Origin of the sequence: Flavobacterium sp. UBA4854 (assembly GCF_002399805.1) — a bacterium.
GTDB classification, from domain to species: domain Bacteria; phylum Bacteroidota; class Bacteroidia; order Flavobacteriales; family Flavobacteriaceae; genus Flavobacterium; species Flavobacterium ginsengisoli.
Genome location: NZ_DHEI01000162.1, coordinates 53397 through 79279, shown reverse-complemented (window position 1 = coordinate 79279; position 25883 = coordinate 53397). Strand labels below are relative to the sequence as shown.

Genomic DNA, 25883 nt, shown 5'->3' with positions numbered 1-25883 from the left:
ATGAGCACAAAGTTTTTTACAAATACAGAAGAAAATACAGTTTTCCATAAATTCAAAGGTATACTTGAAAATATGAAAGATGTATTTGCCTTTCATGCTGTGGTAGGTTATTTTCGTTCATCAGGCTATTTTACATTACAGCCTTATTTAACGAATATCAAGGATATAAAAATACTGGTCGGTATAAATGTCGATCAAATGTTTTCAGATGCTCAGAAAAAAGGTCTATTATATTTTGGAGATGAAGAAAAGACGAAAGAAGAATTTTTAAACTGGTTTATACAGGATTTAAAGGAAGCTAAATATTCTAAAGAAGTAGAAGAAGGTATTTTACAATTTATCCAAGATATTATTGATGGTAAAATAGAAGTGCGAGCACATAACTCAAAGGCAATTCATGCCAAATTTTATCTTTTTTTACCCGAATTGCATTCCCAACATTCAGACGGCTGGGTGATCATGGGATCTTCTAATCTTACGGAAGCAGGTTTAGGCATTAAAAAATCCCCTAATTATGAATTGAATATCGCATTAAAGGATTTTGATGATGTTGAATTTACGAAAATAGAGTTTCAAAAACTTTGGCAACAATCAACAACTATTTTGCCTGCTGATATTTTACAGTATAAGAAGAAAACACATATTGGACAAATCTTTACTCCCTTTGAAATTTATCTTAAATTCTTAATCGAATATTTTGGAAACAACATTGATTATGACCCTGACACTGTTGGGGATTTGCCCAAGAGTTATAAAAAACTAAGTTATCAGATAGATGCTGTTAATCAAGGGTTTCAGATGTTAATGGATCATAATGGTTTCTTTTTAGCAGATGTTGTAGGTCTCGGCAAGACTATTATCGCTTCTATGATTGCTAAGCGATTTCTGGTTGCCAACGGTTCTTTAAACACCAAAATATTAGTCGTTTATCCTCCTGCATTGGAAAAAAACTGGAAATCCACTTTTAGGATGTTTGGAATTGACAGACATACTAAATTCGTTACTAATGGGCGTTTAGAGAAAATAGTTAATGGAGAAGATATGAATTATTGGGCTAAAGAAGAGTATGATTTAATATTGGTTGATGAGGCGCACAAATATAGAAATCATACTTCACAAGCTTTTGGACTATTGCAGCGTATTTGCAAAGCTCCAAGAAATGGCGAAGGATTAGTTACAGGAAAAAATAAAAAGGTAATATTAATTTCAGCCACTCCACTTAATAATAGACCGCAGGATCTCTATTATCAATTATTATTGTTCCAAGATGCAAGGAGAAGTACACTTCCCATTACTAATCTTCAATCCTTCTTTGGTCCTATCATTCGGGAATATAAAGACGTGATGAGAGAAGACGAGCCCAATGTTGAAAAAATTCGTGAATTATACAATATAATTCGCGAAAAAGTCATTTCTCAAATTACCGTTAGAAGAACAAGAAGAGATTTAGCAAATTATCCAAAATATCTTGAAGATTTAAAAGAACAAGGTATTGTTTTTCCTGAAATAGCACCTTTACGTACTGTGGGCTATAGTCTAAATGCTAAGTTAAGTAAGCTTTTTTATCATACAATATTCTATTTGACTGATGATGATAAAATAAAATATTATCGCTATCAAGCGATCCGTTTTTTGAGAGAAGATTTACAAGATGCTTATTATGATCAAGCTGTTTTGATTTCTAAATCCTTGGCTGGAATCATGAAAACATTAATGGTTAAGAGATTGGAAAGTAGTTTTCATGCATTCCAAATCACGCTAAACAATCTTTTAGTATCCACTCAAAGAATGATTAAAATGTTTGAGAGTGATAAGGTCTTGATTGCTCCAGACCTTAATATTAATGAATTGATAGAGAAAGGCTTTTCCATGGAAGATATAGAAAGCCTTATTATAGAATTAAGTACAGAGAAACCGAAGAATAACATTTTCAAAGCAGAAGATTTTGAACCTGAATTATTAGCTGGCTTAAGAAAAGACCAAATTTTATTACAAGAGCTTAGTAATGAATGGGCTAAAGTAAAAGAAGATCCCAAATTTGAAGAACTATTCTTAGCGCTAGAAAATGAATTACTAAACAAAGATAGAAATCCGACAGGACAACTTATTTTATTTACAGAAAGTAATGACACGGCAGATTATCTTGCGGAAAAATTAGAAAAACGTATTGGGAAAGGAGTACTGAAGGTTTCTTCAGCAAATCGAAATAAAATATTTGAAACAATTCAGGAGAATTTTGATGCTAATTTCATTGGTAAAAGAAAGGACGACTATCAAATTTTGATAACAACCGATGTTTTAGCAGAGGGTGTAAATTTACATCGAGCTAATGTTTTGGTTAATTACGATACCCCTTGGAATGCCACAAGATTGATGCAACGAATTGGAAGAATTAATCGAATAGGAAGCGTTGCTGGTGTGGTATATAACTATATATTTTATCCTTCACAGCAGGGAGATGAGGAGATTAAGTTGTATAAAAATGCATTATTAAAGTTACAGGGGTTTCATTCTGCTTTTGGTGAAGATGCTCAAGTTTTTACACATGAAGAATTGGTCGAACAATTTGAGCTTTTCAAAGAAGGAATGCCAGATGAAGAGGATAAACGATTACTTTATTTAAGATTTATCAGGGAGTTTAAAGACTCAAATCCACGAGAATTTAAACGTATTAAAAACTTTCCGTTAAAAGCACGTACTGCCCGAAAAAACGAAAATACTATAGCAGAAGAAAAAAAAGACGCTACCTTAATTTTTTTAAAATCGCCCTATAAATTGGAATTTTATGCTGTTACTAAAGGTAATAAGGTAACACCTTTGACGTTTTTGGAAGCTGCCGAAAGATTCGAAGCAAAAGTAAACGAACAAGGATATGATATTCCAGTTAGTCACTATAATAATGTACAAGCAGCATTAGAAGAATTTGATAAAGATTTCTTAGGAGCGATCACATTGACTGTCACCACTACGGATAAAGCTGATGCAATTTCTGCACAAGCAAAGAAATTTCTACGTGATTTTAAATCAATCACAAGAAAAGATGATGCAAAAAAAGCATGCGAACTATTAGCCGATTTGATAGACAAAGGAACTTTTACTCCCTTACCAAATGAATTAAGAAAACTTAAACGTAGACTAGATAAAAAAGAGACATCTTATGGACAAACGGAAAATTTGATTATTTCCCTTGCAAAAAAGTATGATGTATTTAATGATAATCACGATGATCCGTCTTTAAATGATACTAACATAGATTTGTATATCACTCCAGAAATTGTAATCACTGAAACATTTATTAACTAATGGACAAATCAACCTTACACAAAATATTTGAAAAACCATACGAACATCAAGATTGGTTAGATGTTTTACAATCAGTTTTCAGTGCAAAACAAATATACTCACAGCCTAAATCTATTATATTACCAGGCAGTGAAAAGTATAATGAAGCATTTGAGCTCGGTAACTTTACAACAACAGATGATAGAATTATTGGTCTTTATCGTGTTAATGTAAATGCAGATGTTTGGTTAGAAAGAAATAAAGTTAGCCTTCGCGAATTGCTACGCAATATTTATAAATATGATGTTGATGGAGCAATAGTTGTTTTTGTTCAAGAAGATAAATGGCGTCTATCATTTATCTCAGAGGTAAAAATGCTAAACGAAGAGGGTGAAATTGTTAAACAAGCTACTGAGCCTAAAAGATACACTTATCTTCTAGGTACAGGTGAAAAGGTACGAACACCTTCAGATCGACTAAGCAAATTATCTGGTAAAGCCTTATCTTTACAAGATATACTAAGTGCATTCAGTGTGGAAGCACTTAATGAAGAGTTTTATAAAATTGTCCAATCATATTTCTATAAATTGGTTGGAGGCAAAATTGGGAAAGATAAGAAGATTACTGATTATGGAAATGGAATTTTAAAGTTACCTGATGATGATCGAAATGACCGACAAGAATTTGCTGTACGTCTGATTGGTAGGACAGTATTTTGTTGGTTTTTGAAAATGAAGAAATCAGATGCTGAGGTAGCGTTACTACCTGAACATTTGCTTTCTTCTGATGCGGTAAAAAATAATATTAATTATTATCATACTATACTAGAGCGTCTATTTTTCCAAACTCTTAATACACCGATGCATAAGCGTATTAATAACTTACCAGAGGGAGCAGAAGTTATCCCCTTTCTCAATGGTGGTTTGTTTGAACCCAATAATGACGACTTTTTTAAACCTGCTAATAATGGTATAAACGAATATAATTTTGGAATAATTGATGATTGGTTTTTATCTTTCTTTAAAGAGTTAGAAAAATATAATTTTACTATTGATGAAAACTCGGTAGCTGAAATCGAAGTTAGTGTTGACCCAGAAATGTTGGGGCGTATTTTTGAAAACCTTTTAGCCGAAATAGATCCCGAAAGCGGAGAAACCGCAAGAAAGGCTACTGGTAGTTTCTACACCCCGAGAGAAATAGTTGATTATATGGTGACAGAAAGTCTGGTTCAATATCTTTACCACCAAACAAGCATTGAAAAACACAGACTAAGTCCAATCTTTAAATTGATAGAATCCACAAACACTCAACTTACAGAATCAGAAAAAAATTGCATATTAGATTGTCTTGATAAAGTTAAAATACTCGATCCAGCTTGTGGTTCAGGTGCTTTTCCAATGGGAGTACTTCAAAAAATTGTTCAGGCATTACAAAAATTGGATCCCGAAGCTTTATGGTGGAAAAAACGTCAAATTGACCGCATTGATAATCCAATAGTAAAGAGACAACTTAGAGAAAAGCTCGCAAGCTCAAGTGTTGAGTATGCTCGAAAAATTGGTATAATACAAAATTCATTATATGGAGTAGACATCCAACCCATAGCCGCCGAAATTAGCAAGCTACGATGTTTCTTATCTTTGATTGTCGATGAAAACATAGATGAAAGCTTGCCCAATAGAGGCGTAGAGCCATTACCAAATCTTGAGTTTAAGTTTGTAACTGCAGATACACTTGTGGATTTACCTACCCGAAATGGTCAGTCCGAATTAAATAAACGTGGTAAGAAGTCGTCCGCCGAATTGGAAGCAGAGCTTAATGATGTTCGTCAGGAGTACATACAAAGTTTTGGAGAGGATAAAAAAGTTTTAAAACAAAAATTTAAAGAGACACAAAAACAATTATTTGATCAACAAGGCCTTTTTGGAGAAGTTGAGAACAACCGCTATCATAAAATTAGCAACTGGAATCCATTCGGAAACGAAAAATCTGATTGGTTTGATCCGAAATGGATGTTTGGAATAAATATATTCAATATCATTATAGGAAATCCGCCTTACGGCGGAACTATTTCAAATGAACTTAAGTTATCAAGTCAATATAAGGAAACAAAATTTGGAGGAAAAGAGAGCTATAAGTTTTTTTTCAATAGATCCATTAAGATGTTACAAGATAATTTTGAAAATAAAATTGGAGTTTTAGCATTTATAACTAGTGATTCTTTTATTGAAAAAGAAACCTTTATTGATTTAAGAACTTTCATGCTAAATAATTCAAGCTATATCAAAGTATTAAATCTGGGAGATAGTGTATTTGAAGGAGTTAATTTACCAACATCTGTTACATTATTGACAGCATCTTCGAGTGTAGAATTGTCGAAATTCTCGTATCTAAATGTTTCGCATTTAAATAAGAATTCGGAAAAAATTTCATATGCCTTAAACAACAACTTTAAAGTAATCAATCCTGAAAATGATTTAAAAAAAAGATTTACTATTTTTAGAGGACTAAATGTTAAAGTTCCGAACAGCCCTTTAATTGAATTATATGATCAAGTAATGGGTGTCAAAGTTTACCAACAAGGCAAAGGAAAACCTAAGCAAACAAATTATGAAATAGACAATGACATATTTGTTTCAGAAAGTCCAAAAAATGATGTCAATTGGTTTAGATTCATTGATTCTGGGGTTAAACGCTACAACATAGTTCCTAAGAAAAAGTACATAAATTATGGAGAGTGGCTTGCAGAACCTAGACAGATTAGGTTCTTCAATAACCCAAAAATTATTCTTCGCGAAGTAGTTAATCCCACTCCTTTCGCAACTTACATGAAAGAAACAGCAATTGTAAAAAATACAAATGCCGTAATTGTTCAGAAGAATAAAGATTATCCTTTGCTATATTTGTTACCTCTTTTAAATTCTAAGATTTTTAATTATTATTTATCTGCTGAGTCACCCAAAAGCAATAACAAATCTTTTCCCAGTATCACTTCAAAATTGTTAAAATTTTTCCCTATCCCTGAAAGTAGTTTAAATGAGAAGTTGGTGTTTGTCAAAATTTCACAAATAATGCTATTCATTTGTAGCTTGGATAAAACACAAATGATCAATAGCTATATTTCAAATGACTATGTAATACAACTTTTTGATGAAATTATTGACGCAATGTCAATGGAATTGTACTTCAAAGACGAGTTTGAATTGGCTGGTATCGAATTTATAAAATATGTAGATAATTACTTTGAATCTATAGATGGAAAGTCAGAATTAGATAAAGTACAAATAATTAATTCTATCTATCAAAAGTTACGTGACGTAGACAACGAAATACGAAATAATTTAAAATTAATGGATATTAAACTGGCAGATATTGTAATGCCTATAAAAACTGCGAAGTAATGAATAAAATAAAGCAGATAAAAATCAAAAACTTTAAGTTTTTCTACGGAGAAGTTTCTATTGACTTAGAACGAAATAACGCTTTAGTTTTTGGTGAAAATGGAAGTGGGAAAAGTAGTTTGTATTGGGCACTATATACTTTTTTGCAAAGTGTTTTTAAATCGGATATTTCTAAAGTTCAAAAGTACTTTTTACACAATCATCCTGAAAATTTAAGAAATCGTTTTGCGGATGATGGAGACGATAGTTATATTAAATTAGTTTTTGAAGATGAACATCAATCTACCACGGACAAATTAATATCAAATAGTACAGTAAACACCAGAACAGGAACACTTATAGCTCAAGCCATTCAAGCTAGTGAACTAATTAATTATAAATTACTGTCTAAAGTTCATGATTTTAAAAATCCACAGGAAATAGATCTTTTTCCGATAATGGACAAAGATATTTTACCATTTATCAATTTTAGAGAAGTATTGGTTCGTCACGATGGAGCAGTCACTACTGCCAACGCACAGGAATGGTGGGACTATATCAAAGATGGTTTACATCCACGAGGAAGGATGCATGACCATGCATATCAAACTTTTTCAACAGCAGTTAATAAATTTAATATCGAATTGAAGTTTTATTTAGATTCTATTGTAGAATCAGTAAACGATTATTTGAAAAAATTCAAACAATTTTTTACTGTGAGTTTCGAGTTTGAAAATTGCTCATATGATTCGTTTGTACAAGGGAGCACCACACAACGTAATCACAAAACCATTTCGCCACAAATTATTCTTCATGCAAATTTCAACCATATTAGCATTTCAGCTAACAAACAAAAAATTACTCGTCCACATACGTTTTTGAATGAAGCCAAACTAACTTCAATTGCTCTTTCTATTCGTTTCGCCATGCTCGATCAAAAACTGAGCGGAGCAGTGGCAGTCGATACACCAAAATTTTTGATTTTGGATGATGTATTATTAAGTTTAGATATGAGCAATCGTGAAATTGTTTTAGATATTATTTTAAAAGAATTTACTGATTATCAACTTATCATCTTAACACATGACCGTAACTTTTTTGAATTACTCCGTCATCGTATAAAACGTTTTGGGCAAGAAAGCTGGAAATATATTGAAATGTATGAATGCGAAAAAGGTGGAATTCCACAACCTTTAATTAAAATATCAGATACGTACCTTGAAAAAGCAGAACTATATTTCCATAAAAAGGAATATGAAATAGCTGGTAATTTTTTACGAAAAGAAGCGGAAGCATTTTGCAAAGATTTTTTGCCTAAAAAACACCATTACACTTCTGAATATAATCTTAATGATTTAAATGGATTAATTTTGCAAGCAAAATTATTTGCACAAAATGCAGGACTTGATATAACTCTTTTTGAAGAATTAGATAGTCACCGAAAATTTGTATTAAATCCGACGAGTCATGATAGCTATGATGTGCCAAAATTCGATAATGAAGTTGGAAATTGTTTGCATACATTGAAAGAACTCCGTAAAATCAAAAATGAATCCTTTTTAAAACGTGGTGAAAAGATTGAATTTGAATTAACTTCAGCGAACGGTGCTAACACTTACAAATTTGAAATCAAATTAGAAGACGATTTTAGATTATTACAAGAACTTGGTAAAGATTCTCTCCTTTCAAAGGGAATGGTTAATTACTGGATTTATAAAGATGGAGTAAAAACTACAAATGAAATTCAACATGGTATTGAATCACTAAAAAAAATGTACGATAACAACTTTGTTCTATCAGACAAAACGAAGAGTGAGGATTTTTGGGAAGGAATTATTTTATCTGACACAGGTGAACAATTGAAAAACCATAGAAAGTTTTGATTTAACAAATTTATTCAGCTATTATTAATTAGTATCTTTACCCCGTAAACAAATAACGTTTTTATATTATAATATGCCTACAGCGGTTTTTGAACAACATATTCACGAGCTTAACTTTTCCTTTATTTCTGATAGAAGGGCAAGCGGTGTGTTGTTAACTGCGAACTACGAAAACCTTAGTGATGCAATCGCTAGTCCAGATATTCTATTTGCATTAGAAACAGCATGTAAGTTTGAAGCGGACGCTGTTTATTTTAGGCACTTTCAAGATGGAAGGGCTACTATTGCGCAGTTATATATTTTTGATTATACCAATAAATCTTTAACTACAGAAGATAGAAATCGTATTCATAGAAATATGTGGAACGGTTATCAAGTCCCTGCATACATCATTATTGAAAAGTCGACCGTCAGTGTTTTCGATACAAGGGAAAAACCTAAAGAAAATAAAGAATACTATGCAGAGGAAATCATCAGAAAAACAGGTGATGCGATAAAATCATTTAATGCTCAAAGTTTTGATGATGGATTATTTTGGGAAGAGGAGGAGAATAAAAAGCGCTTCCAATTCGAGCAATCAGCCACCCGAGATTTGATTCGTGGACTTAAAAATGTTTATGAAGGATTTCAACAAGAATCTAACTTGGACAAACATGTCGCTTTAAAACTTTTAGTACAGAGTCTTTTAATTAAATATTTGGAGGAGCGCGATGAAGATTCTAAAAGTGGCTACTTCGCAGGAACATACTTTAAAAATAATTTCCAGTGTACTGATTTCTGTGATGTTATTCGCAAAGGGAAATTACTTCTATTGTTAGACAAATTAGCGGAAGATTTTAACGGAAAAATATTTGAATGGCATAAAGAAAATGAAGATGGTGCAAGGGAAGCCATTCAAAAAAGTGAAGTACAGAGATTAGCTGACTACTTGGACGGAAATAATGATAATGGTCAGCTTGTTATTTGGAGATTATATTCGTTTTCGCATTTACCAGTAGAGGTTATCAGTTCTGTGTATGAAGAATTACTAACCGATAGTAAAGATATTGTCTATACCCCAGAGATGATCGTCTCTACTCTTGTAGATGAATGTATGCCCCTTAAAGCTCCTCAAAAAGACTTTAAGCTAATTGACGTAAGTTGTGGTTCGGGTATCTTTTTGGTCAAAGCATACAAACGCATTGTTCAATGGTGGAGATATGAGCAATGGGAAAAAACAGGAAAGTTAGAAAAACCGTCTCTTACTGTTCTAAAAGATTTATTGCTAAAAAGTATTCATGGTATAGACATTCAACAAGATGCTATACGACTGTCTATTTTTAGTTTGGCTTTAGCAATTTTAGATGAAGTCAACTTAGATCCACCTACGTGGGGGAAATTAAAATTCCCAGATATGAGTGATAATATTATAACCAAAGACTTCTTTGAATTTATAACTCATAATCCACCCAATGATTTTTCATTGGTTATCGGGAATCCGCCATTTAATTTAGCAGAGCTAAACGGTAGGGAACCAAGTAGGAAGAAATACTTTAAAGAGTTAAGTGAAAGAATTAGATATAAAAGTGATGTAAACATTCCTGATGAAAACCCTGCTCTTCATTTTTTAGTTCAATCAATGCGATTGCTAAAAAATGAGGGGGTATTATCAATGATTCAGCCTTCAGTTCCTATTTTATACCAAAAAGACAAAGTATTCAGGCACGAGTTGTTTTCAATGTATAATGTTTTACAGGTTATAGATTTTACGAAACTTTCAGATAAATTATGGAGTGGAAAAAATGTTCCTACCGCAGCCATATTTATACAAAAATCGGCACCAGACAGTGAACATATTTTACATTTGATTGCTAATCGCACCTTTTCAAATACTAATAGATTATTTCTAGAATTTGATCATTATGATTTCCACTTTATTAGTAAGGAAGATATTATTGAGAATCTTTTTATTTGGAAAGCTAACCTATTAGGAGGTGGTCGAATAACAAATCTCTTACAAAGATTTTCTAATATTAGAACATTAGGTCATTTTATTGAGTCGTTAAAAGATCACGGATGGATCAAAGGCGAAGGATTTATTGAAAATAAAAATGGTAAAACTGTTGATTATATTACAGGCAAAAAATATGTCCCTGCTTCTGCGTTACAAGAGGATTTTATAAATTTTAACGAAATAACGGACTGTGAGATTACAAACTTTTTGCGACCGAGGAAAGAGCTTATTTATACACCTCCCCATTTATTAATAAGAGCACATATTGGGAAAAACAAATTAATAGCACACTTATCAGATGAATATCTTGTTTTTCGAAATAAAGTAATAGGAGTTCATGCTCCACAAAAAGATAGACAAGATTTAGTAAAAATAGAAAGATACTTTAATGAGTTTGGAGAGCTTTTGAGATTTATAATTCTCGCAACAAGCAGTCAAATCAAAGTTAGCCGACATTCAGTACCGATGACAGAGGATTTTATGGATTTACCATTTCCAGAAGATTTGAATCTGTTGAAAACATCTCAAGTTGAAAATATTATTATTAATGACATACTAAACTATCAATTTTCAAAAACTGATTCTGAAAAATTTGCGAGTAGCATAGAGCTTAATATGTTTGCCTCGACATTTTGTAAAACATTAAATAGCATTTATCAAAAAAATAGTAATCAATTTCAACCGTATAAAATTTTAGATACGGGTAATTATTTTGCTATACATTTTGAATATTGTGAAGAAACTATTGCTCCTATAGAAGAACAAATTGTAGATTTAGAGCAGTATCTTCAAGAAGTTATTCCTCAAAGAGATACAACCCAACAACACATACACATTCAGAAAATAATGAAAGTATATGGTAAGGACAATATCGTTTTGGTAAAACCAAAACAATTACGATATTGGTTACCCTCTATTGCTTTACGAGATGCCGATGAGGTATTTGCTGACTATGTAAAAGCCCGTTATAAGTATGCTTAGAGATAGTTTGCCGACATATCAATTACCTCAGCCCAATGATTTATCTGTACCGATTAATTATGAGGTAGAGCAGATCTTGTTATTTGTAGATAATTGTGTTCCTAAGTTTCCTATATATTATAAAACCATTAAAGATTCAGATACAGAAAATCGTATTAGTGATTTCCTAGTACATCATTTTCAACTATGTAAAACTGAAAATAATCAGGATTATTTTCCATATGATTTTAGAAAAAACCCAACTCAAGCAAGTTCGGGAAAAGAAACAGATATTGGTGTTTTTGTATTGACAAGGGGAAGAAAACCATCACCTCTTATTGAATTCGAAGCGAAACGTTTTTCAGAAAGTTCAAGTAACGAACAATATGTGTATGGGAATCGTGGCGGAATTGAACGATTTAAAAGAGGTCATCACTCTTCACACCTAAAGGTTTGTGGTATGTTTGCCTATATCCAAAGTCGTAGTTCTGAGGAATGGTGTACCAAAGTAAATAGTTGGATAACCAATCAATTCAATACGAATACAGATAGTTCAATAGATTGGTTGGAGAAAGAACAACTTTCGAAATATACATCGTTCTCTTCAGTAGATAAATATACCTCTTCTCATACAAGAAAATCTTTAGATGACAGTATTTTACTATGGCACTATTTTATTGATCTAACTAATTAATTATCGATTAAAATTTTCTCAGAGATAATTTTTGATTTAATAATCTTTACTTAATCATTTAAATCATACTTAATTAAAAAAAGGAAAAAAACTAAACTGCATTTTATAATTTATAGATTGAATAACTGTATTAATATTAGTGGTTAGGTATTCAAGTGATACCCAATCCATCCAAATATATCAAATTCAGAAAGAAAAGTGGTTCAAGAAATTGGCATTATAGATAGGAATTTCAATTTTACCAATTACATGTTATGTTTCAATATTTGCGTGGTCTTTAAATTCTAAGTAAAAAATAACACATTTTAAAATACTTCATTATATAAGTTTCACACGCCTTTATATCATTCAAATTTTATGTCCTTTTTTAGTAAAAGTCAATTTTTGAACTTTGCGTAATTAACATTTAAAAACATAAAATATATGAATCCGCAAGAAATTAAAAACAAAATTGACTCAATATCTTATTATCAAAATCGTCACATAAAAAATAATGCGCTTAATCTTTGTGATGAAATTATTAAAAGCAAACTTTTGACAAAATATGGAAAAAGTGTGGTGGAAAAAATCAAAAATGAGATTACAAAAATTGAAGATCCATGGTCTCGGAATTCCCAATCTAACTTTACAGATTTATGCGATATTCAAAAGAAGATAAATGAACTTTATAGCATATTCGAGTAAAAAATCACGCCTAGAAGAAATTTAGCGAAATATTTTAGTAGTACGATTATAGGGATTTATTATAAAAAAGTGTTGTTTTACGGAAAACCGTTTTTTACTAAGTATCTTGTTTATTATTTTAACATAAAAATTACTCTGCCACAAAATGACAGACAAGTGATTTACTTTTGAAAAATAAAACCAATCAATTATGTCCAAATTAATATACTTCAAAAGATACTTGTATATCATAGATCGCTTGAGAAGCCATAACTGTGACTTTAAAGATTTACAAAAACACATTATTCGTAAATTAGAAAATGAAGACATCGAAACTAATTTTGAATATTCCATTCGAACCTTTGAGCGTGACAAAAAAGATATTCTGGATATTTTCGGAATTTTAATTAATTACAATAGAAAAGACAAAACCTACAGTATTGATGAAGAAGAGATAGAAGATCAATCGGTTACAAGAATAATGGATGCTTTTTCTATTCATCATGCCTTAAAAGAAGGGAATAAGTTGACCCCTAGCATTTTTTTAGAAAAAAGAAAATCATCTGGAACTGAAAACATTCATGGGATCATTTATGCAATAAACCATCTTTACATCATAAAATTTACTCACCAGAAGCATTGGGAAGACATTAGCACAAATAGAGAAGTTTATCCTATTGGTGTCAAAGAATCTCACCAAAGATGGTATTTAATCGCCTTAGATAAGAAAGACGACAAAGTAAAAACTTTCGGACTTGATAGAATTTCAAATCTAAACGTTACAGACACTAAATTTAAGCCGATTAAATACAATGCGGAAAAAGAATTTCAGCATGCCTTCGGCGTAGAAACATATTCTCCTGCGGAAAAAGTAGTTCTCGAATTTGTTAATAAGCAAGGAAACTACATTAAGACCTTTCCTCTTCATGAATCTCAAAAGATTATTAAAGAGAATGATGATACGCTAGTATTAGAAATTTTTATACATACCACCAATGATCTTGTGATGGAACTATTAAAATATGGAGCAGATGTAAAAGTCATTTCTCCTATTATGCTTCAAAAAGAAATTAAAAATAGAATTTTACAAATGAAGAATCGATACGATATAATTTAAATTTACTTATCCTTTAAAATATCATTACACCAAACAAATATGATCAAAAGTACAATTGAAGAAAAAACAAATATATCAACAATAAAAAACCTACTTGAAAATGTGAATGTCATTCAAAACAAGTATGATGATATAGCTGAAATTACTGGAGAAAAATTTAATATTTTTTCGGTATTGAATTTAACAAGCAATGAAGTAAGGACCCACTCTGCATTTATCGGAGAACTTTTAAATGTAAAAGGATCACATGGATTAAAAGATGTTCCTTTAAAGCTTTTTATAAAAATACTTGAAGAAAAATTTACGCCACCGAAAGTCGATGAATCTGAAAATTTGATTGGAGAGGACAGATTCAAGTTTATTACCGAAACCGCCCTCACAACAGTTGAAAAGAACATTAGTAGATTAAATGAAGACAAAACCGAAGGCGGGCGTATTGATATTATCATTCAAGACAAGAATAAGACAAATGGTCTTGTCATTGAAAATAAAATTTATGCAAGAGAGCAGGAAAATCAATTGATTAGGTACTACAACTATTGTAAGGAAAATTTCTCAAAAGAAATACCTATTTTGTACTTAACATTGAATGGAAGCTTCCCTACTTCTGGATTAGATCTCATTGAAAAACAACATTATTTTAATATTTCTTATAAAGAAGATATTATAAATTGGTTAGAACTTTGCGTAAAAGAAGCATCTGACAAGCCAATGCTAAGAGAGGCTATAAAACAATATATTTATTTGATTAAAAAATTAACCGGACAAACATTAAATAAAAAAATGGGAGAAGAAATACAAGATCTAATTTTAAAAAATTTTTTATCTGCTGAACAAATCGTCAAAGAGTTTGAAAAAATAAAATATAAAATTTCAGGAAGTATTAGAACTAGAATAGCTGACAATCTAATTTTAGGGCTAGGTTCAAAATATATCGTGACGAAGCGTAATAATGTAGGTGACACAAATTCTGGAATATGGCTAGAATTAAAAGATTATCAAAATTTAGGAATCTACTTTGGGATAGAACCTTTCAGCGGGAAAGGAAATGTCCGCAACGAATTATTTTTTGGTGTTTTAAACTTAAATGATAAGGATAAAACCATTTTTGAAAATCATAATTTTAAGTGTGCAAGATGGTGGAGAGATGTAGACTTTTTTGAAAATCACGAAGATTTTAAGAATAACCGAATTAATTTTAGTGACTCAGAATTTATAAACTTTTTAGGGAAAGATCAGACTAGACAGAACGAACTGGTTGAAAAAATTTCTAAAAGAATGATCGAATTCATAAATTACAAAGAGAACTCTTTGATAAATGTTTGTAAAGAAATTATCTCAAAAAACAATAATTAGTAGCCTTTTATTTCTCTTGTATTCAATTAAATTATCAAATTCTAATTAGTAACAATTGTTGTTTAGATAAAAAAACATTGAATATGAGAAAAAAAGCATAATGAAATTTATGGACAAAATCAAAAACCTATTACAGCAGGTTTCAATCATTTCAAAAAAATATGATCAAATCGCGAAATTGACTGGCGAAAATTTTAATATTTTTTCATTAATGAATATGGAACACAATGAAGTATACACGCATTCTGCAATTATCGGAGAATTACTTAACCCGAATGGTTCCCACGGACAAGGAGCGATTTTTTTAAATTTATTTGTGGAATATATTAAAGAATGTTTTAATACAGAAGAACATAAAATAGAACTGGATTATTTTGGCACATTAGTAAATGATAAAATTTGCGAAAGAACTATAAATATTGAGAATAACTGGGATAATGTTACTGGGGGACGAATTGATATTATTGTAGAAGACAACAAACAAATTCTACTTATAGAAAACAAAATATATGCAATTGACCAGCCTTACCAATTAATAAGATATAAGAATTATGCAGAAACAAAACGTTCAAAAAAAGCATTTTTATTTTACTTAACACTAGACGGTAAAGACCTAAAAGAAAAAGAAGATCCATACTACACACAAGATGATGTTGAAATAATTGGCTTTAATTTTAAGTTTGATAAAAAGAGCGAATATGAAAATTTCAGAATACAAAGCAATGGCAAAAGTAATATTCATCATTGTCTGTATTATCCAATTTCGTTTGAAAAAGACATAAAGAACTGGATTGAAAAATGCCTAGAAAAAACACATTCGTTACCCATAATTAGAGAAACACTAATCCAGTATTTAAATTTAATTAAAAAATTAACCAATCAAACTACAAATAACATCAAGACAATGGAAATTCTGGAAATTTTAAAAGACAATATCGATCAAAGTTTTGAAATATCAAGAAGTATTGAACCTTTAAAATCTAAATTATACTATGATTTTTTTGAAAATATTTTGCAGTATGCTAGTAAAAAAGAAATTTCTGCAGATTTAAGCAATCTTAAAAACAATGCCTATTTTGGGCTATATTTAATTCCTAAGGAATGGAATTCTAAACCCTACACAATTGCTGTAATATTTGATACTGATCACGGTTACGATTATTCGGGTTTATATGTTTCTCTAAATTTTAATGATAACATTTCTGATATCGAAAAAATATCGATTCAGAAGAAATTTGATAACATTATTCCAAAGTTTGAGATTAACCATGCTAATATATGGAGAGATATTTCAAACCGAGATTGGGCTAATAATTCAAAAATCTGGGAAGATGTTGCCAAAGGAAAAAATGGCGATACATACAAAGAAATAATATCTACAATTGAAGAAATTATTGAAATTGAAAAATCATAGAGGCAATAAGCCTCTTTTTTCATGGCTACTTTTCTCACTGCCACACTTTGTCACATTCCACTATTTTATTTGCAATTGGAAAAGCCGAAAACCAACAAAAAGTAGGCATCATTTAAAAAACAAAAACTATGTCTCAAATGATTACCAAAGACAATGAATTAATTAGGATCAACCCTAACAATAGTAATAAAATAGAATACTCAACAACATCTGGCAGGTCTTGGCATGTAAGATTTTCTGGATCTTCTTACGGCAATTTTCAAGATTTAATAGATAATGGCACAGAAATATTAGCCAATACTTCAAAAGGTCTTTATTATTCAACTACAAATGGAAGAAGCTGGCACAGGAGAAGCTAAAAAAATTTACAAGAAATACAAATGACACACTTTGGCAGTGTGTCATTTTACTTTTGCTTGATAATAAAAAACTACTATTTCTATGATTTTAAATTATAATGAACTTTTGATCTGTATTAAGAAAATAGAAAAACAAATCTCACAGCTTAAACTTGAACAGCGTAATCTTATAATTGATCTCAACTTCATAAAAACAAGACGAGTGTTTACAAAACAAAAGCTTTTAGAACTTCAAATTTTAAATTACATAACACACTATCAGGAAAAGATAAAAAATAATCATTTAGAAAGTAAAATTTACAGCCATAAATTAAATGACTTAAAAAAAGATTATCAGTCAAAAACTAACGCTAATGAATTCATTTATTGCTTAAAAGAATTAGCTGAAACATACAATGATTTTATAAAAGATTTGAAGATTTTTTACGGACTTAATAGATTAGAAGATGTAAATGCGGTAAAAGAAAAAATCAAAAATCATATTTCTGTAATGGAAGAAATTTTCCTAGAATTATCACGATTAATCCTTCTACAAGATTCAATCACAGATAAAAATCAAATTGCAGATTTTAATGCGTTTGCAATCTTTTTTCAAGAACATTATTCTGTCAAAACAATTAGACTAAAAAAAGAAATAGATGTAAAGAAAAGGGCTTTAAGATCGTTTAAAGTATTTCTAAACTTTAGATTGATGAAACTAATTCGAATCGAAATAAAAGATTCTAAAGCTGAACTTGAAAATATTACTAATGCTAATATAAAGCTGATAGATCAGATCAAGTGGGAATATGTAATTATTTAGACTTAAATCTGGTAAGTTAAATATAAAAAAGGTTTCAGCTTTAAAAACTGAAACCTTAAATAATTGCTATGCTCCCACTCCTAAAGTTTGAATAATCGCAGAATCAAACCGTAAGATTATTTTTAAAAATCTATCGAAAAAAAATACTAATCTCCATCTAAAATAATAGTAGATTTACTCAATAAAAATTATTTAACTATGACAAGAAAAATACTCTACAAATTATTATTATTTTTTTTCTTAGCTTTTTCTGTTTCGTGCTCAAAAGATAAAAGTTTTAAAAATTTATCTTCGAAAGAAATAACAAACTATCTTTTAGTTAATGAGCAATTACCTATTAAAACTCTTTCAAATGCTTTGGATTTCCCCGAAAATATAATAATTGCAATAAATTTAGGACTTATCGAAATCAATGAAGAAGGAGAGCAAAAGCTTAGAGATATATTTCAAAAATTCATGGATGAAGGGAAAAATGATTTCATAAAAAAATATAATAAAAAAAAACAATCAGAGTTCATTAAAAATGATTGGGTAAAAAAAGAAATAAAAAGCATTTCAAAATCAAAATTAAATGAAATAAAAGAACAAGATTTTAAAAACAATGAAATTATTTCGAGTAAAATTGAAGGCTTAAAAAAATCTTTTGTGAAAGATAAAACAGATGATTTTTTAGATAATGAATTAAGTTTATTGTCTAAAAACTATTATGTCAATATGTACAAAATATTTTCTATACATATTCTTAGTGTTCCGCAAAAAATTAAAAACTTAAGTGTTTCATACTTAAATCAGGATGGAGTAGATTCTTTTAATAATGAATGGGACAATATTTTAAGCTCGTACATCAACGATAATGAGCTCAACAAAATCAATCAAAATTATTTTAACTTTATCGAATTTCAAAAACTAAAATACAAATTTCTTACTGGAAAAAATATAAATTTAGATATTCATCCTGTTGAGACTAAACTATTATATAGAAAAACGGATGATGATGCTATTGTTACGTATTTCTCTTCTGATTTATTAGATTATTTAATAGATTTCTTGATATTGCCCACGGTAATTCTTTTCATTCCTGTAATTGTAATAATCTATTCATTATTCTTCAATATTTCCAATTTTTTTAGCAATGTTGCTGGTGCAATAAATTTTTCAAAAGTTGCCTCACCTGTTTCAAGCATCTTATTTGTTTTTTTTTCATGTACGTTTCATACAAAATTACCAATGACATAAAAACTAAAATTAATTCCACGTATAAAGTGAATACTAGCAATGAAACAATTCTAGAAGAACTTAATCTGAATACAGAATTATTCTATATCCAATTTAAATAGTATGAAATCATTTCGTTTTATAATAATCTTATGTTTAATTCCCTTTTCTAGCTGCAAAAAAACTGGAAAAGAAACTATAGAAAATATTGGTAAAAAAGTATCAATTGATTTAATTGAAACGTCTGCAAAAACAGAAACAAAAACCGCTATAAAAGCATTAACGAAAAAAGAAATTGAATACAGTTTAGCTATTAATGGACTTAATAACCTAGTTTCAAATAAAGCAATAAAAATTCTTTCTAATAACGAAGCTTCATCTTTCGTAGATGATTTAAAAAAATTAAAATCTAATGTAACTCAAATTAATAATAATCCAGATTTAATCGTAGCTTATAAAAAAATATTTATTTCTGAATCTCATCGAACAAATATTAGTTATTTATTTCAAACAGAAAATTGGATAAAAAAGGGGAGCAAAGGTGATTTAACATTAGAAGTCCCACATAACATTAACAAAAAATTATTGGGACAAAAATTAAAAGAAGTTGAATTCATCCAAAAAATAATTCCTTTTGAAGGATTAAAGCTATCTGTCATTGTACCTGATTTCAGTAAATTTAAGGTATACAGTTCCCCACCTTTAAATCCTGTATTTTATAAAAGTTCTGATAAAATTCAATTTAGCATTTGCAGAGCAAATTTGAGAGAAGAGTATATGCAAAATCCGAAAAAAATAGAAAAAGCATTAATGGTTCAAAATGAAAGATTTGCAGCAAATGGAGGTCTCATTTCAAATGGTAAATTAATAACTAGTCCAAAAGTAATGCTGCAAAAACAAATAAAAGATATTCTTCAGAAATATCCAGGAAAACAGCAAGAAAGAATATTTGGCTTTGTATGGCATCATAATGAAAATGTTGGAATTATGGATCTAATTGCAGATGACATACACAACTCCGTAAAGCATATAGGTGGAAGAAACATTTGGGGCGGGGGTTCGATAGCCAGAAGATAATAAACAATAATAGCAACTTATTAAATAATAAAAATCAAAAACTCAAGATTAAATATAAAACGAAATAAAACTTAATTTCTTTAAATCATCTGCAAAACGGTTCGAAAATTGTCCCGTTAGGGCTACAGAGAATGACCCATCAAATTTTTGATGGGTTTTTTGTTTTTTACTGCCTCTGTCAATGCCTGTAAACGTTTGGACTAATCCAAAAATCGAGTTCACTCTTCCTGTTAGATATTCCCTGTTTTCAGCCTTAATTGACAATCCTTCTGGAAATACCAGATTCTGGATTCTTATCTTGCTGTCAATATCGCCTTCTTTCCAGTATTTATTGATATTTGTAACTTTATCTATTACTTTATCTATATGTCTACTGTGGTTAGATATTTTTTTGCTGTTTGCTGTAATCTGAATCTCAATTTCTTTTAATTCCGTGTCAAACTGATGTGAGTATCTATTATATTTTTCATCCCCGAAATTCGGATTTTCAAAATAGCGTTTATCGAGATTTTCGATTTTAGTTTCCAAATCTTTTTTCTTCGCAAGCAGACCTTTCATTTCTTCCCTGCCTTCATTTTCCATGATATCAAATAGTTTGTTGATCTGAAGTTTGAAAGGTTCTACAAATTGAGAACTTAACGTATATCTTGAAAGCAGTTTTTCAAACGAATCATTTAAACCTTCCGTTTTTGAATATGGCGTAGTCAATGCATTGAAACTTGCATTTCTGCATTTCTGGCATTTGTAGTAATGCGTATTCTTTTTTCTTACCACATAACTTGTAAGAGGGCTTCCGCATTCACATCTTAAAAATCCTGTCAGCGGTCTGAACTCATTGATCTTGCTTTTAGAATATTCTTTAACTGGCACTTTGCTTTCAGAGAGCATTCTGTCAACTTTCAGAAAATCGTCCTCGCTGACCAAACCTGTCCAGTTTCCTTTCACTGGCGCTTCAAGCAGTGCATTTACCGATATTCCGCAGTAAAAAGGATTGCGCCACATAGAACCGAGTGACTGTTTTGTAATATCTAGATTTAGCTTTGCCAGTTTTTCCCTGATTACAAAATCCCTTTCTCCTGCAAGCTTCCATTTCCAAGCTTTCTTTAAAATTTCTCCTTCTAGATTTATTGTAATAGACTGCTTTTCCTGCATTAAAGCATAATCCCCGACTTTCTTTCCTCTCATTGTATAGCCTCTTGGAGCTTTACCGAGCCAGTTTCCTGCTCTAAGAAGTGCTTTCATCCCAGGAATTGTTTTTTCAAGCCTGTCCATATTTTCCCTTCTGGCATCTAAAAGTTTGCTGTAAATATCAAGTTTGCTGTACTCGTCATTGGTGCACAGACCAGAAGAAGTTTCAATTAAATGCACTCCGAGCTTGTCCACCAGTTCATGAACTATGGTAATGGCGTTGCCTCCTGTTCTGGAAAACCTGCTGATAAATTTTATGGCGATTGCAAAAGGTTTCTGTTTTGCACTTTTAACTTCTTCCAATAATCTTGTAAACTCTTTTCTGGTAAAATCGCCCGAAGCGCTTTCATAAGTCCCTCCAAGCATATTTTTGAGCGTATAGCCGTTCTTAGAAGCAAACTGTATTATTTCTATGCGCTGTTCTTCAAGACTGTTGTTTACTAATTGTAATTTGGAGCTTACCCTAGTGTAGCCCCAGATTTCTTTTACCTCTGCTTTTTGGGCTAATTTCTCTCTCTGAAATTTCTTAAAACTTTCAATCCCCATAATCTACATTTTAAAATTATATACAATCACTGCTAATTGAAATAAGCTTTCGATTATCTCATTCCCCTCCGACTCTGAAATTTCTTCAAAACCTCTGCACCTTCTTAATTCTTCAATTGTTAATTTCCCTTCATTTGTTTTAGTTTTTTCTTCTGTGTCATAAATACCACTTTCCCATTCACAGAATCTAACCCCTTGTTTTTCAATTTGTAAATTTACAAAAGTTTTCCCTCGGGTGATTCTTCTTCTCTCATCCGTTGCTCTGTTTTTCATTATACAATTCCTCTTCATTAAAAAAAGACCGAGTCTCGGTCTTTTTTATTCCACAATCACTATCCGCTATAAAGTTAAAACACTTTTTTCATTTTATCCTGATCAAAATATGGTGGGGATAACTACAAATATAAAACGTAATTCACTGAGGTTCATAAGTAAAATTTACCTATCATTATTGACCTCGTCTTTCTTAACAAACAAAGGTAAATAGCTTTTTTATCAATCTAATGGACATAATATGTACATTAAAATATTATTTACTATTCGGAATCTGCTCTGGTTTCTTCTTTCAGTTCTTTATATAAATAGCTGATTTCATTTATAAGCTCAAATTCATCTATTGGAAACAGTTGAAGCGTTATTCCAAGTATCAGCCCAACATCAATGTTCTGGTTTTCAATCGTAGGAGGAACTTCTGCGCTGTCATGATCTAAAGCAATAATGCAGAGCTTGATTAGATTTGTGATAATCGAAGCAAGCTCATAGTAGTCGTAAACTCTGATCTCTGCAATATACATTCCTCTCTTATCGTCAGCTGGTTTTAAAGCAGTAAGCAGTCTTTCGCTTAATCCTTTGATTTGTTCAAGTTTTTTAATTTCATCTCTTTCCATGACTTTTAAATATTTCTTTAATTTTTTCCCTTTTTTCCAGAAATATTGCTTGGACTTCTTTCTTCATCCATTCAAGTTTCTCTTGAACATAATTTACCGTTTCCACATCAAAAGATTCATCTTTCTCACCCCACTGCACTTCTTTGCAGGCACATTCAATCTTTTCCAAAACTCTTCTCTCTTTTTCATTATTTAAATCAAATACGTTTCCGAGAGAAATGTTAAAAGCACCAATATATTTCTGCTGATAAGATATGCTTTCATGAGGAGTCCATTCTCCTTTGACAAGCCATGAAGCATTTATAAATAAATACCTAAACTGCTGTTGAAGAACATACAGCGCCATTAAATGGTTGTCATTTCTATGGTGGTGCTTAAAATCCCTTCCGATCGTATTTGATTCTGATGTCCACATTGAGTATCTTCTGCCCGTCTGTTTTAAAAGCCTTTTCATTTTTATATTTCTGATATCCAAAACCGCGTTCTGTCCAGACTTTTTATAAATGAGCTCCTTTTCCCTACAGTGGAAAATAAAAAACAGGTTTCCTCTTTTCAATTCATCTTTGATGCATTCCCTGTTAAAAAAACAGAATACAAACTCATTATGATTCTGGATTACTTTCCATAAATGGTCATTGACATCATCATAATAATGCTCGCTTTCTCTGCTTATCACCAGAGTCATAATCCCGATTTTTGATTCCAAATCCGATTCAGAGAAATACATGCAGTCAGCTTCGACAAACTCCAAAAGAAGTTTAGTCATTTTCTTTACAGCCCGATACTTTGGGTGCTCTTTCTGGATTAAAATATTGCAGTACATAGCATGTGATTTAAGATTCAACACTGGTAAGATTTTCAATCCTTTCCAATTCATTTTTAACTAAAGAAGTGCAGAAGCGTGCAAAGTCATTGTAACGATCCTGCAAAAGATTCATGTCTTCTTCTGAAAAAGTATCTTCCCCGCTGTAGCGAAGTGACGCATGTGATCTGCTTAACAGCGTAAAAAGATTTCTGTCCTGCTCTGTAATGCGAGGAAAAAAAGTGCTGATCTCTTCATTAAAATAACGGCATAATTCAAGAAGATAAGAAAGGGAAAAATGATTAGGAGAATAGCCCGTAATAAAGCGTAGCATCCCAAGACATATCTGTTCAATCATTGTATGGAGCATCAATGCTTTTAAAGGCGCATAGCATGCCCACTCATAATCTTCCTGCCAGCTTTCCATATTATTTACAATAATATTTCTGTAAGACAGGTATTCTTTTGCAGGCGACAGACTTCGTAATGCAAGGCTTTTTACTTCCAACACTACCGAGTCTTTTTTAAATAAAAGAGTACCGTTTAAAATAATATAAGTAAAGAAATGCTTCTGATCTGCTGTTGCATTATGAAAATCTGACAGTGTGTGGATTAAAAGTGTTGCACTGCATTTTTCTTTTGTTCTGCTTCTGATAATGTCTGCCAGATCATGAACAGCATTTGTTTTGTTCTCACTGGTAAATATCAGCAGATAATAATGCATTCCAGAAGTATGGACTTTATCAAAACAATATATCGCTTCGGTTTTAAGATACGAAGTAACAGCAGTACTTATAATCTTTTCGAGATCACAAATTTCAGTTTCAGACTGTTTTTCAAGCTGTTTCGGCTCAGAAAAGATGACAGCTTTTCGCTCACAATATGAAAGCTGTTCTTGAAAGATTTTCTTGGCTTCTTTTAAAATCTGGCTCAGTTTCTTCTGCGCCCCTTTTACCTTGTCTTTTTTAATTTTCACATCTCCTGAATAAGGAAAGTTAATCCTTGCTTCGTCCATAAGTTTAGCAATCTCCAGATCGCTCTTATTTTCAGCATCAAAAATTTTAGTAAGGACTGGCGCAAAATCTTTAATAATTTTTAGCTGTCTTAAAATATAATAATCGGAATGCTCTTTCCCCATCACCATTTCTCCTATATAGCCAAAAAGCAAGTTTATAGTCTGATGAATTGTATATAATGCAAGAGGATGGTTGTTTGTACCTTCATAATGCTGTGATCCCCTTCTGAGAGACTCCGCTTTGGCTGAATACTGGTTGCACTTCTTTATAGCTTTTTTTAGAAGTGCCGATACGAGCGGGATATTTGTTTTAATTTTAAAATCAAACTCTTCATCTTTAAAAAGAGCATTGCTTGATAGATACCACTTTAAATAATACAGATTACCGCTCTTTAAACGATGCAGTAAATCGGCTATATTTATAATAATATAAGCGTCTGATGTATACTTATTTAAAACCTTGTCTGCCCAGACATACATCTCCGATGCGATCTGATCTGATTCTTCTCTTAAGATTATAGTCAGTATATGACCATTTCTTCCAGCGGTCTGCGCCTCATGAAGGGTGACTGCCGTAATGTCCATGAATGATTGGAGTTCTCTCACTGCATTCTCCAATTCTTTCTGTTTCTGAATTTGAACTGCACTCATAATTTTGAATTTTTAATTGATACTTGTCTGAAAAATTGTATTTTTGTTTAACACACAGGCAAGTAAGCAAATGCTTGTGCCGTACGGTATCAAAATTTGCCGTACCGTACATGAGATTTTTTGTATCATACATGAATCCTGCTTTTTTATTCTTAATTATTATCTTTGAGCTATGAGTACATTAACAAAACCAAACCACATGGGGCGCAAGATCAGCCGTATCCGTGAACTGAAAGACATGAAGCAGGAAGCGCTGGCGCAGGCTATGGGAACAAACCAGCAGACTGTTTCTATATTAGAAAACAGTGAAGATATAGATGATGAAAAATTAGCAGAAGTGGCAAAAGCCTTAGGAGTGAGTGTAGAAGCAATTAAAAATTTTTCTGACGAAGGTGTTATTAATTACTTCAACACTTTTAATGAAGCTGTCGCAAATAATAATTTTGGACGACAAGATAACATTAACTTTAATCCGTTAGATAAAGTTGTTGAGCTTTATGAACGATTAGTTCAAGCAGAAAAAGACAAAGTTGAATATTTGGAAAAATTACTAAAAGCCAAATAAGCTTTATAAAAGATATATTAATTCGCATAAAAAGAGA

Annotated in this window: 19 protein-coding genes; 14 read left to right on the top strand and 5 right to left on the bottom strand. The window is 31.1% G+C overall.

Annotated features, from left to right (window positions below):
- From B3J44_RS23650 to B3J44_RS23590, 13 genes are all read left to right on the top strand, one after another.
- Nucleotides 1-3303, top strand: coding sequence for a helicase-related protein (locus B3J44_RS23650; protein WP_286971936.1), 3303 nt, complete (start codon nucleotides 1-3; stop codon nucleotides 3301-3303).
- Complete coding sequence (locus B3J44_RS23645) at nucleotides 3303-6680, top strand: Eco57I restriction-modification methylase domain-containing protein (protein ID WP_286971933.1); 3378 nt, start codon at nucleotides 3303-3305, stop codon at nucleotides 6678-6680. The genes B3J44_RS23650 and B3J44_RS23645 overlap by 1 nt, the downstream gene beginning before the upstream one ends.
- Nucleotides 6680-8542: an AAA family ATPase gene (locus tag B3J44_RS23640; protein ID WP_286971931.1), complete on the top strand. Its 1863-nt coding sequence runs from the start codon at nucleotides 6680-6682 to the stop codon at nucleotides 8540-8542. The genes B3J44_RS23645 and B3J44_RS23640 overlap by 1 nt, the downstream gene beginning before the upstream one ends.
- Nucleotides 8543-8615: 73 nt before the next feature.
- Nucleotides 8616-11516: an HsdM family class I SAM-dependent methyltransferase gene (locus tag B3J44_RS23635; RefSeq protein WP_286971929.1), complete on the top strand. Its 2901-nt coding sequence runs from the start codon at nucleotides 8616-8618 to the stop codon at nucleotides 11514-11516.
- The gene (locus B3J44_RS23630) at nucleotides 11509-12189 is read left to right on the top strand and encodes a hypothetical protein (RefSeq protein WP_286971927.1); all 681 of its coding nucleotides are present in this window, start codon (nucleotides 11509-11511) and stop codon (nucleotides 12187-12189) included. The genes B3J44_RS23635 and B3J44_RS23630 overlap by 8 nt, the downstream gene beginning before the upstream one ends.
- 423 nt (nucleotides 12190-12612) lie before the next feature.
- Nucleotides 12613-12873 carry a hypothetical protein gene (locus tag B3J44_RS23625; RefSeq protein WP_286971925.1) on the top strand — a complete coding sequence of 87 codons (261 nt, stop codon included), beginning with the start codon at nucleotides 12613-12615 and terminating at the stop codon, nucleotides 12871-12873.
- Nucleotides 12874-13063: 190 nt separating this feature from the next.
- Nucleotides 13064-13969: a helix-turn-helix transcriptional regulator gene (locus B3J44_RS23620; RefSeq protein ID WP_286971923.1), complete on the top strand. Its 906-nt coding sequence runs from the start codon at nucleotides 13064-13066 to the stop codon at nucleotides 13967-13969.
- Between the two features lie 39 nt (nucleotides 13970-14008).
- Nucleotides 14009-15325, top strand: a complete 1317-nt coding sequence (locus tag B3J44_RS23615) for a PD-(D/E)XK nuclease family protein (protein ID WP_286971921.1) — start codon at nucleotides 14009-14011, stop codon at nucleotides 15323-15325.
- 109 nt (nucleotides 15326-15434) lie between these two features.
- Nucleotides 15435-16739, top strand: coding sequence for a PD-(D/E)XK nuclease family protein (locus tag B3J44_RS23610; protein ID WP_286971919.1), 1305 nt, complete (start codon nucleotides 15435-15437; stop codon nucleotides 16737-16739).
- Nucleotides 16740-16876: 137 nt separating this feature from the next.
- Nucleotides 16877-17098 carry a hypothetical protein gene (locus B3J44_RS23605; RefSeq protein WP_286971916.1) on the top strand — a complete coding sequence of 74 codons (222 nt, stop codon included), beginning with the start codon at nucleotides 16877-16879 and terminating at the stop codon, nucleotides 17096-17098.
- A gap of 82 nt (nucleotides 17099-17180) precedes the next feature.
- Nucleotides 17181-17900, top strand: a complete 720-nt coding sequence (locus B3J44_RS23600; protein WP_286971914.1) for a hypothetical protein — start codon at nucleotides 17181-17183, stop codon at nucleotides 17898-17900.
- A 198-nt stretch (nucleotides 17901-18098) separates the two neighbouring features.
- Nucleotides 18099-19136 carry a hypothetical protein gene (locus tag B3J44_RS23595; RefSeq protein WP_286971912.1) on the top strand — a complete coding sequence of 346 codons (1038 nt, stop codon included), beginning with the start codon at nucleotides 18099-18101 and terminating at the stop codon, nucleotides 19134-19136.
- 102 nt (nucleotides 19137-19238) lie between these two features.
- Nucleotides 19239-20192, top strand: a complete 954-nt coding sequence (locus B3J44_RS23590; RefSeq protein ID WP_286971910.1) for an HNH endonuclease — start codon at nucleotides 19239-19241, stop codon at nucleotides 20190-20192.
- Between the two features lie 48 nt (nucleotides 20193-20240).
- Here the strand turns inward: B3J44_RS23590 and B3J44_RS23585 are convergent, their stop codons facing one another.
- From B3J44_RS23585 to B3J44_RS23565, 5 genes are all read right to left on the bottom strand, one after another.
- On the bottom strand, nucleotides 20241-21926 hold the full coding sequence (locus tag B3J44_RS23585; RefSeq protein WP_286971908.1) for a recombinase family protein: 1686 nt from the start codon (nucleotides 21924-21926) through the stop codon (nucleotides 20241-20243).
- A 3-nt stretch (nucleotides 21927-21929) separates the two neighbouring features.
- Complete coding sequence (locus B3J44_RS23580) at nucleotides 21930-22199, bottom strand: hypothetical protein (RefSeq protein ID WP_286971907.1); 270 nt, start codon at nucleotides 22197-22199, stop codon at nucleotides 21930-21932.
- A 263-nt stretch (nucleotides 22200-22462) separates the two neighbouring features.
- Entirely contained in the window at nucleotides 22463-22813 is a 351-nt protein-coding gene (locus tag B3J44_RS23575; RefSeq protein WP_286971904.1) for a hypothetical protein, read from the bottom strand.
- Nucleotides 22800-23690 (bottom strand): hypothetical protein, encoded by an 891-nt coding sequence (locus tag B3J44_RS23570; protein WP_286971902.1) that lies wholly within the window; start codon nucleotides 23688-23690, stop codon nucleotides 22800-22802. Before B3J44_RS23570 ends, B3J44_RS23575 begins: the two co-directional genes overlap by 14 nt.
- Complete coding sequence (locus tag B3J44_RS23565; RefSeq protein WP_286971899.1) at nucleotides 23647-25281, bottom strand: hypothetical protein; 1635 nt, start codon at nucleotides 25279-25281, stop codon at nucleotides 23647-23649. The genes B3J44_RS23570 and B3J44_RS23565 overlap by 44 nt, the downstream gene beginning before the upstream one ends.
- A 172-nt stretch (nucleotides 25282-25453) precedes the next feature.
- Between B3J44_RS23565 and B3J44_RS23560 the strand changes: the two genes are divergently transcribed.
- Nucleotides 25454-25846 carry a helix-turn-helix domain-containing protein gene (locus tag B3J44_RS23560; protein WP_286971896.1) on the top strand — a complete coding sequence of 131 codons (393 nt, stop codon included), beginning with the start codon at nucleotides 25454-25456 and terminating at the stop codon, nucleotides 25844-25846.
- Nucleotides 25847-25883: the final 37 nt, after the last annotated feature.

Coding starts and splice junctions, on each gene's coding strand:
- B3J44_RS23580 (WP_286971907.1), bottom strand. CDS start 22,199: ATGAAAAACAGAGCAACGGATGAGAGAAGAAGAATCACCCGAGGGAAA.
- B3J44_RS23560 (WP_286971896.1), top strand. CDS start 25,454: ATGAGTACATTAACAAAACCAAACCACATGGGGCGCAAGATCAGCCGT.
- B3J44_RS23615 (WP_286971921.1), top strand. CDS start 14,009: ATGATCAAAAGTACAATTGAAGAAAAAACAAATATATCAACAATAAAA.
- B3J44_RS23605 (WP_286971916.1), top strand. CDS start 16,877: ATGATTACCAAAGACAATGAATTAATTAGGATCAACCCTAACAATAGT.
- B3J44_RS23640 (WP_286971931.1), top strand. CDS start 6,680: ATGAATAAAATAAAGCAGATAAAAATCAAAAACTTTAAGTTTTTCTAC.
- B3J44_RS23565 (WP_286971899.1), bottom strand. CDS start 25,281: ATGAGTGCAGTTCAAATTCAGAAACAGAAAGAATTGGAGAATGCAGTG.
- B3J44_RS23650 (WP_286971936.1), top strand. CDS start 1: ATGAGCACAAAGTTTTTTACAAATACAGAAGAAAATACAGTTTTCCAT.
- B3J44_RS23625 (WP_286971925.1), top strand. CDS start 12,613: ATGAATCCGCAAGAAATTAAAAACAAAATTGACTCAATATCTTATTAT.
- B3J44_RS23635 (WP_286971929.1), top strand. CDS start 8,616: ATGCCTACAGCGGTTTTTGAACAACATATTCACGAGCTTAACTTTTCC.
- B3J44_RS23600 (WP_286971914.1), top strand. CDS start 17,181: ATGATTTTAAATTATAATGAACTTTTGATCTGTATTAAGAAAATAGAA.
- B3J44_RS23620 (WP_286971923.1), top strand. CDS start 13,064: ATGTCCAAATTAATATACTTCAAAAGATACTTGTATATCATAGATCGC.
- B3J44_RS23575 (WP_286971904.1), bottom strand. CDS start 22,813: ATGGAAAGAGATGAAATTAAAAAACTTGAACAAATCAAAGGATTAAGC.
- B3J44_RS23610 (WP_286971919.1), top strand. CDS start 15,435: ATGGACAAAATCAAAAACCTATTACAGCAGGTTTCAATCATTTCAAAA.
- B3J44_RS23585 (WP_286971908.1), bottom strand. CDS start 21,926: ATGGGGATTGAAAGTTTTAAGAAATTTCAGAGAGAGAAATTAGCCCAA.
- B3J44_RS23645 (WP_286971933.1), top strand. CDS start 3,303: ATGGACAAATCAACCTTACACAAAATATTTGAAAAACCATACGAACAT.
- B3J44_RS23630 (WP_286971927.1), top strand. CDS start 11,509: ATGCTTAGAGATAGTTTGCCGACATATCAATTACCTCAGCCCAATGAT.
- B3J44_RS23595 (WP_286971912.1), top strand. CDS start 18,099: ATGACAAGAAAAATACTCTACAAATTATTATTATTTTTTTTCTTAGCT.
- B3J44_RS23570 (WP_286971902.1), bottom strand. CDS start 23,690: ATGAATTGGAAAGGATTGAAAATCTTACCAGTGTTGAATCTTAAATCA.
- B3J44_RS23590 (WP_286971910.1), top strand. CDS start 19,239: ATGAAATCATTTCGTTTTATAATAATCTTATGTTTAATTCCCTTTTCT.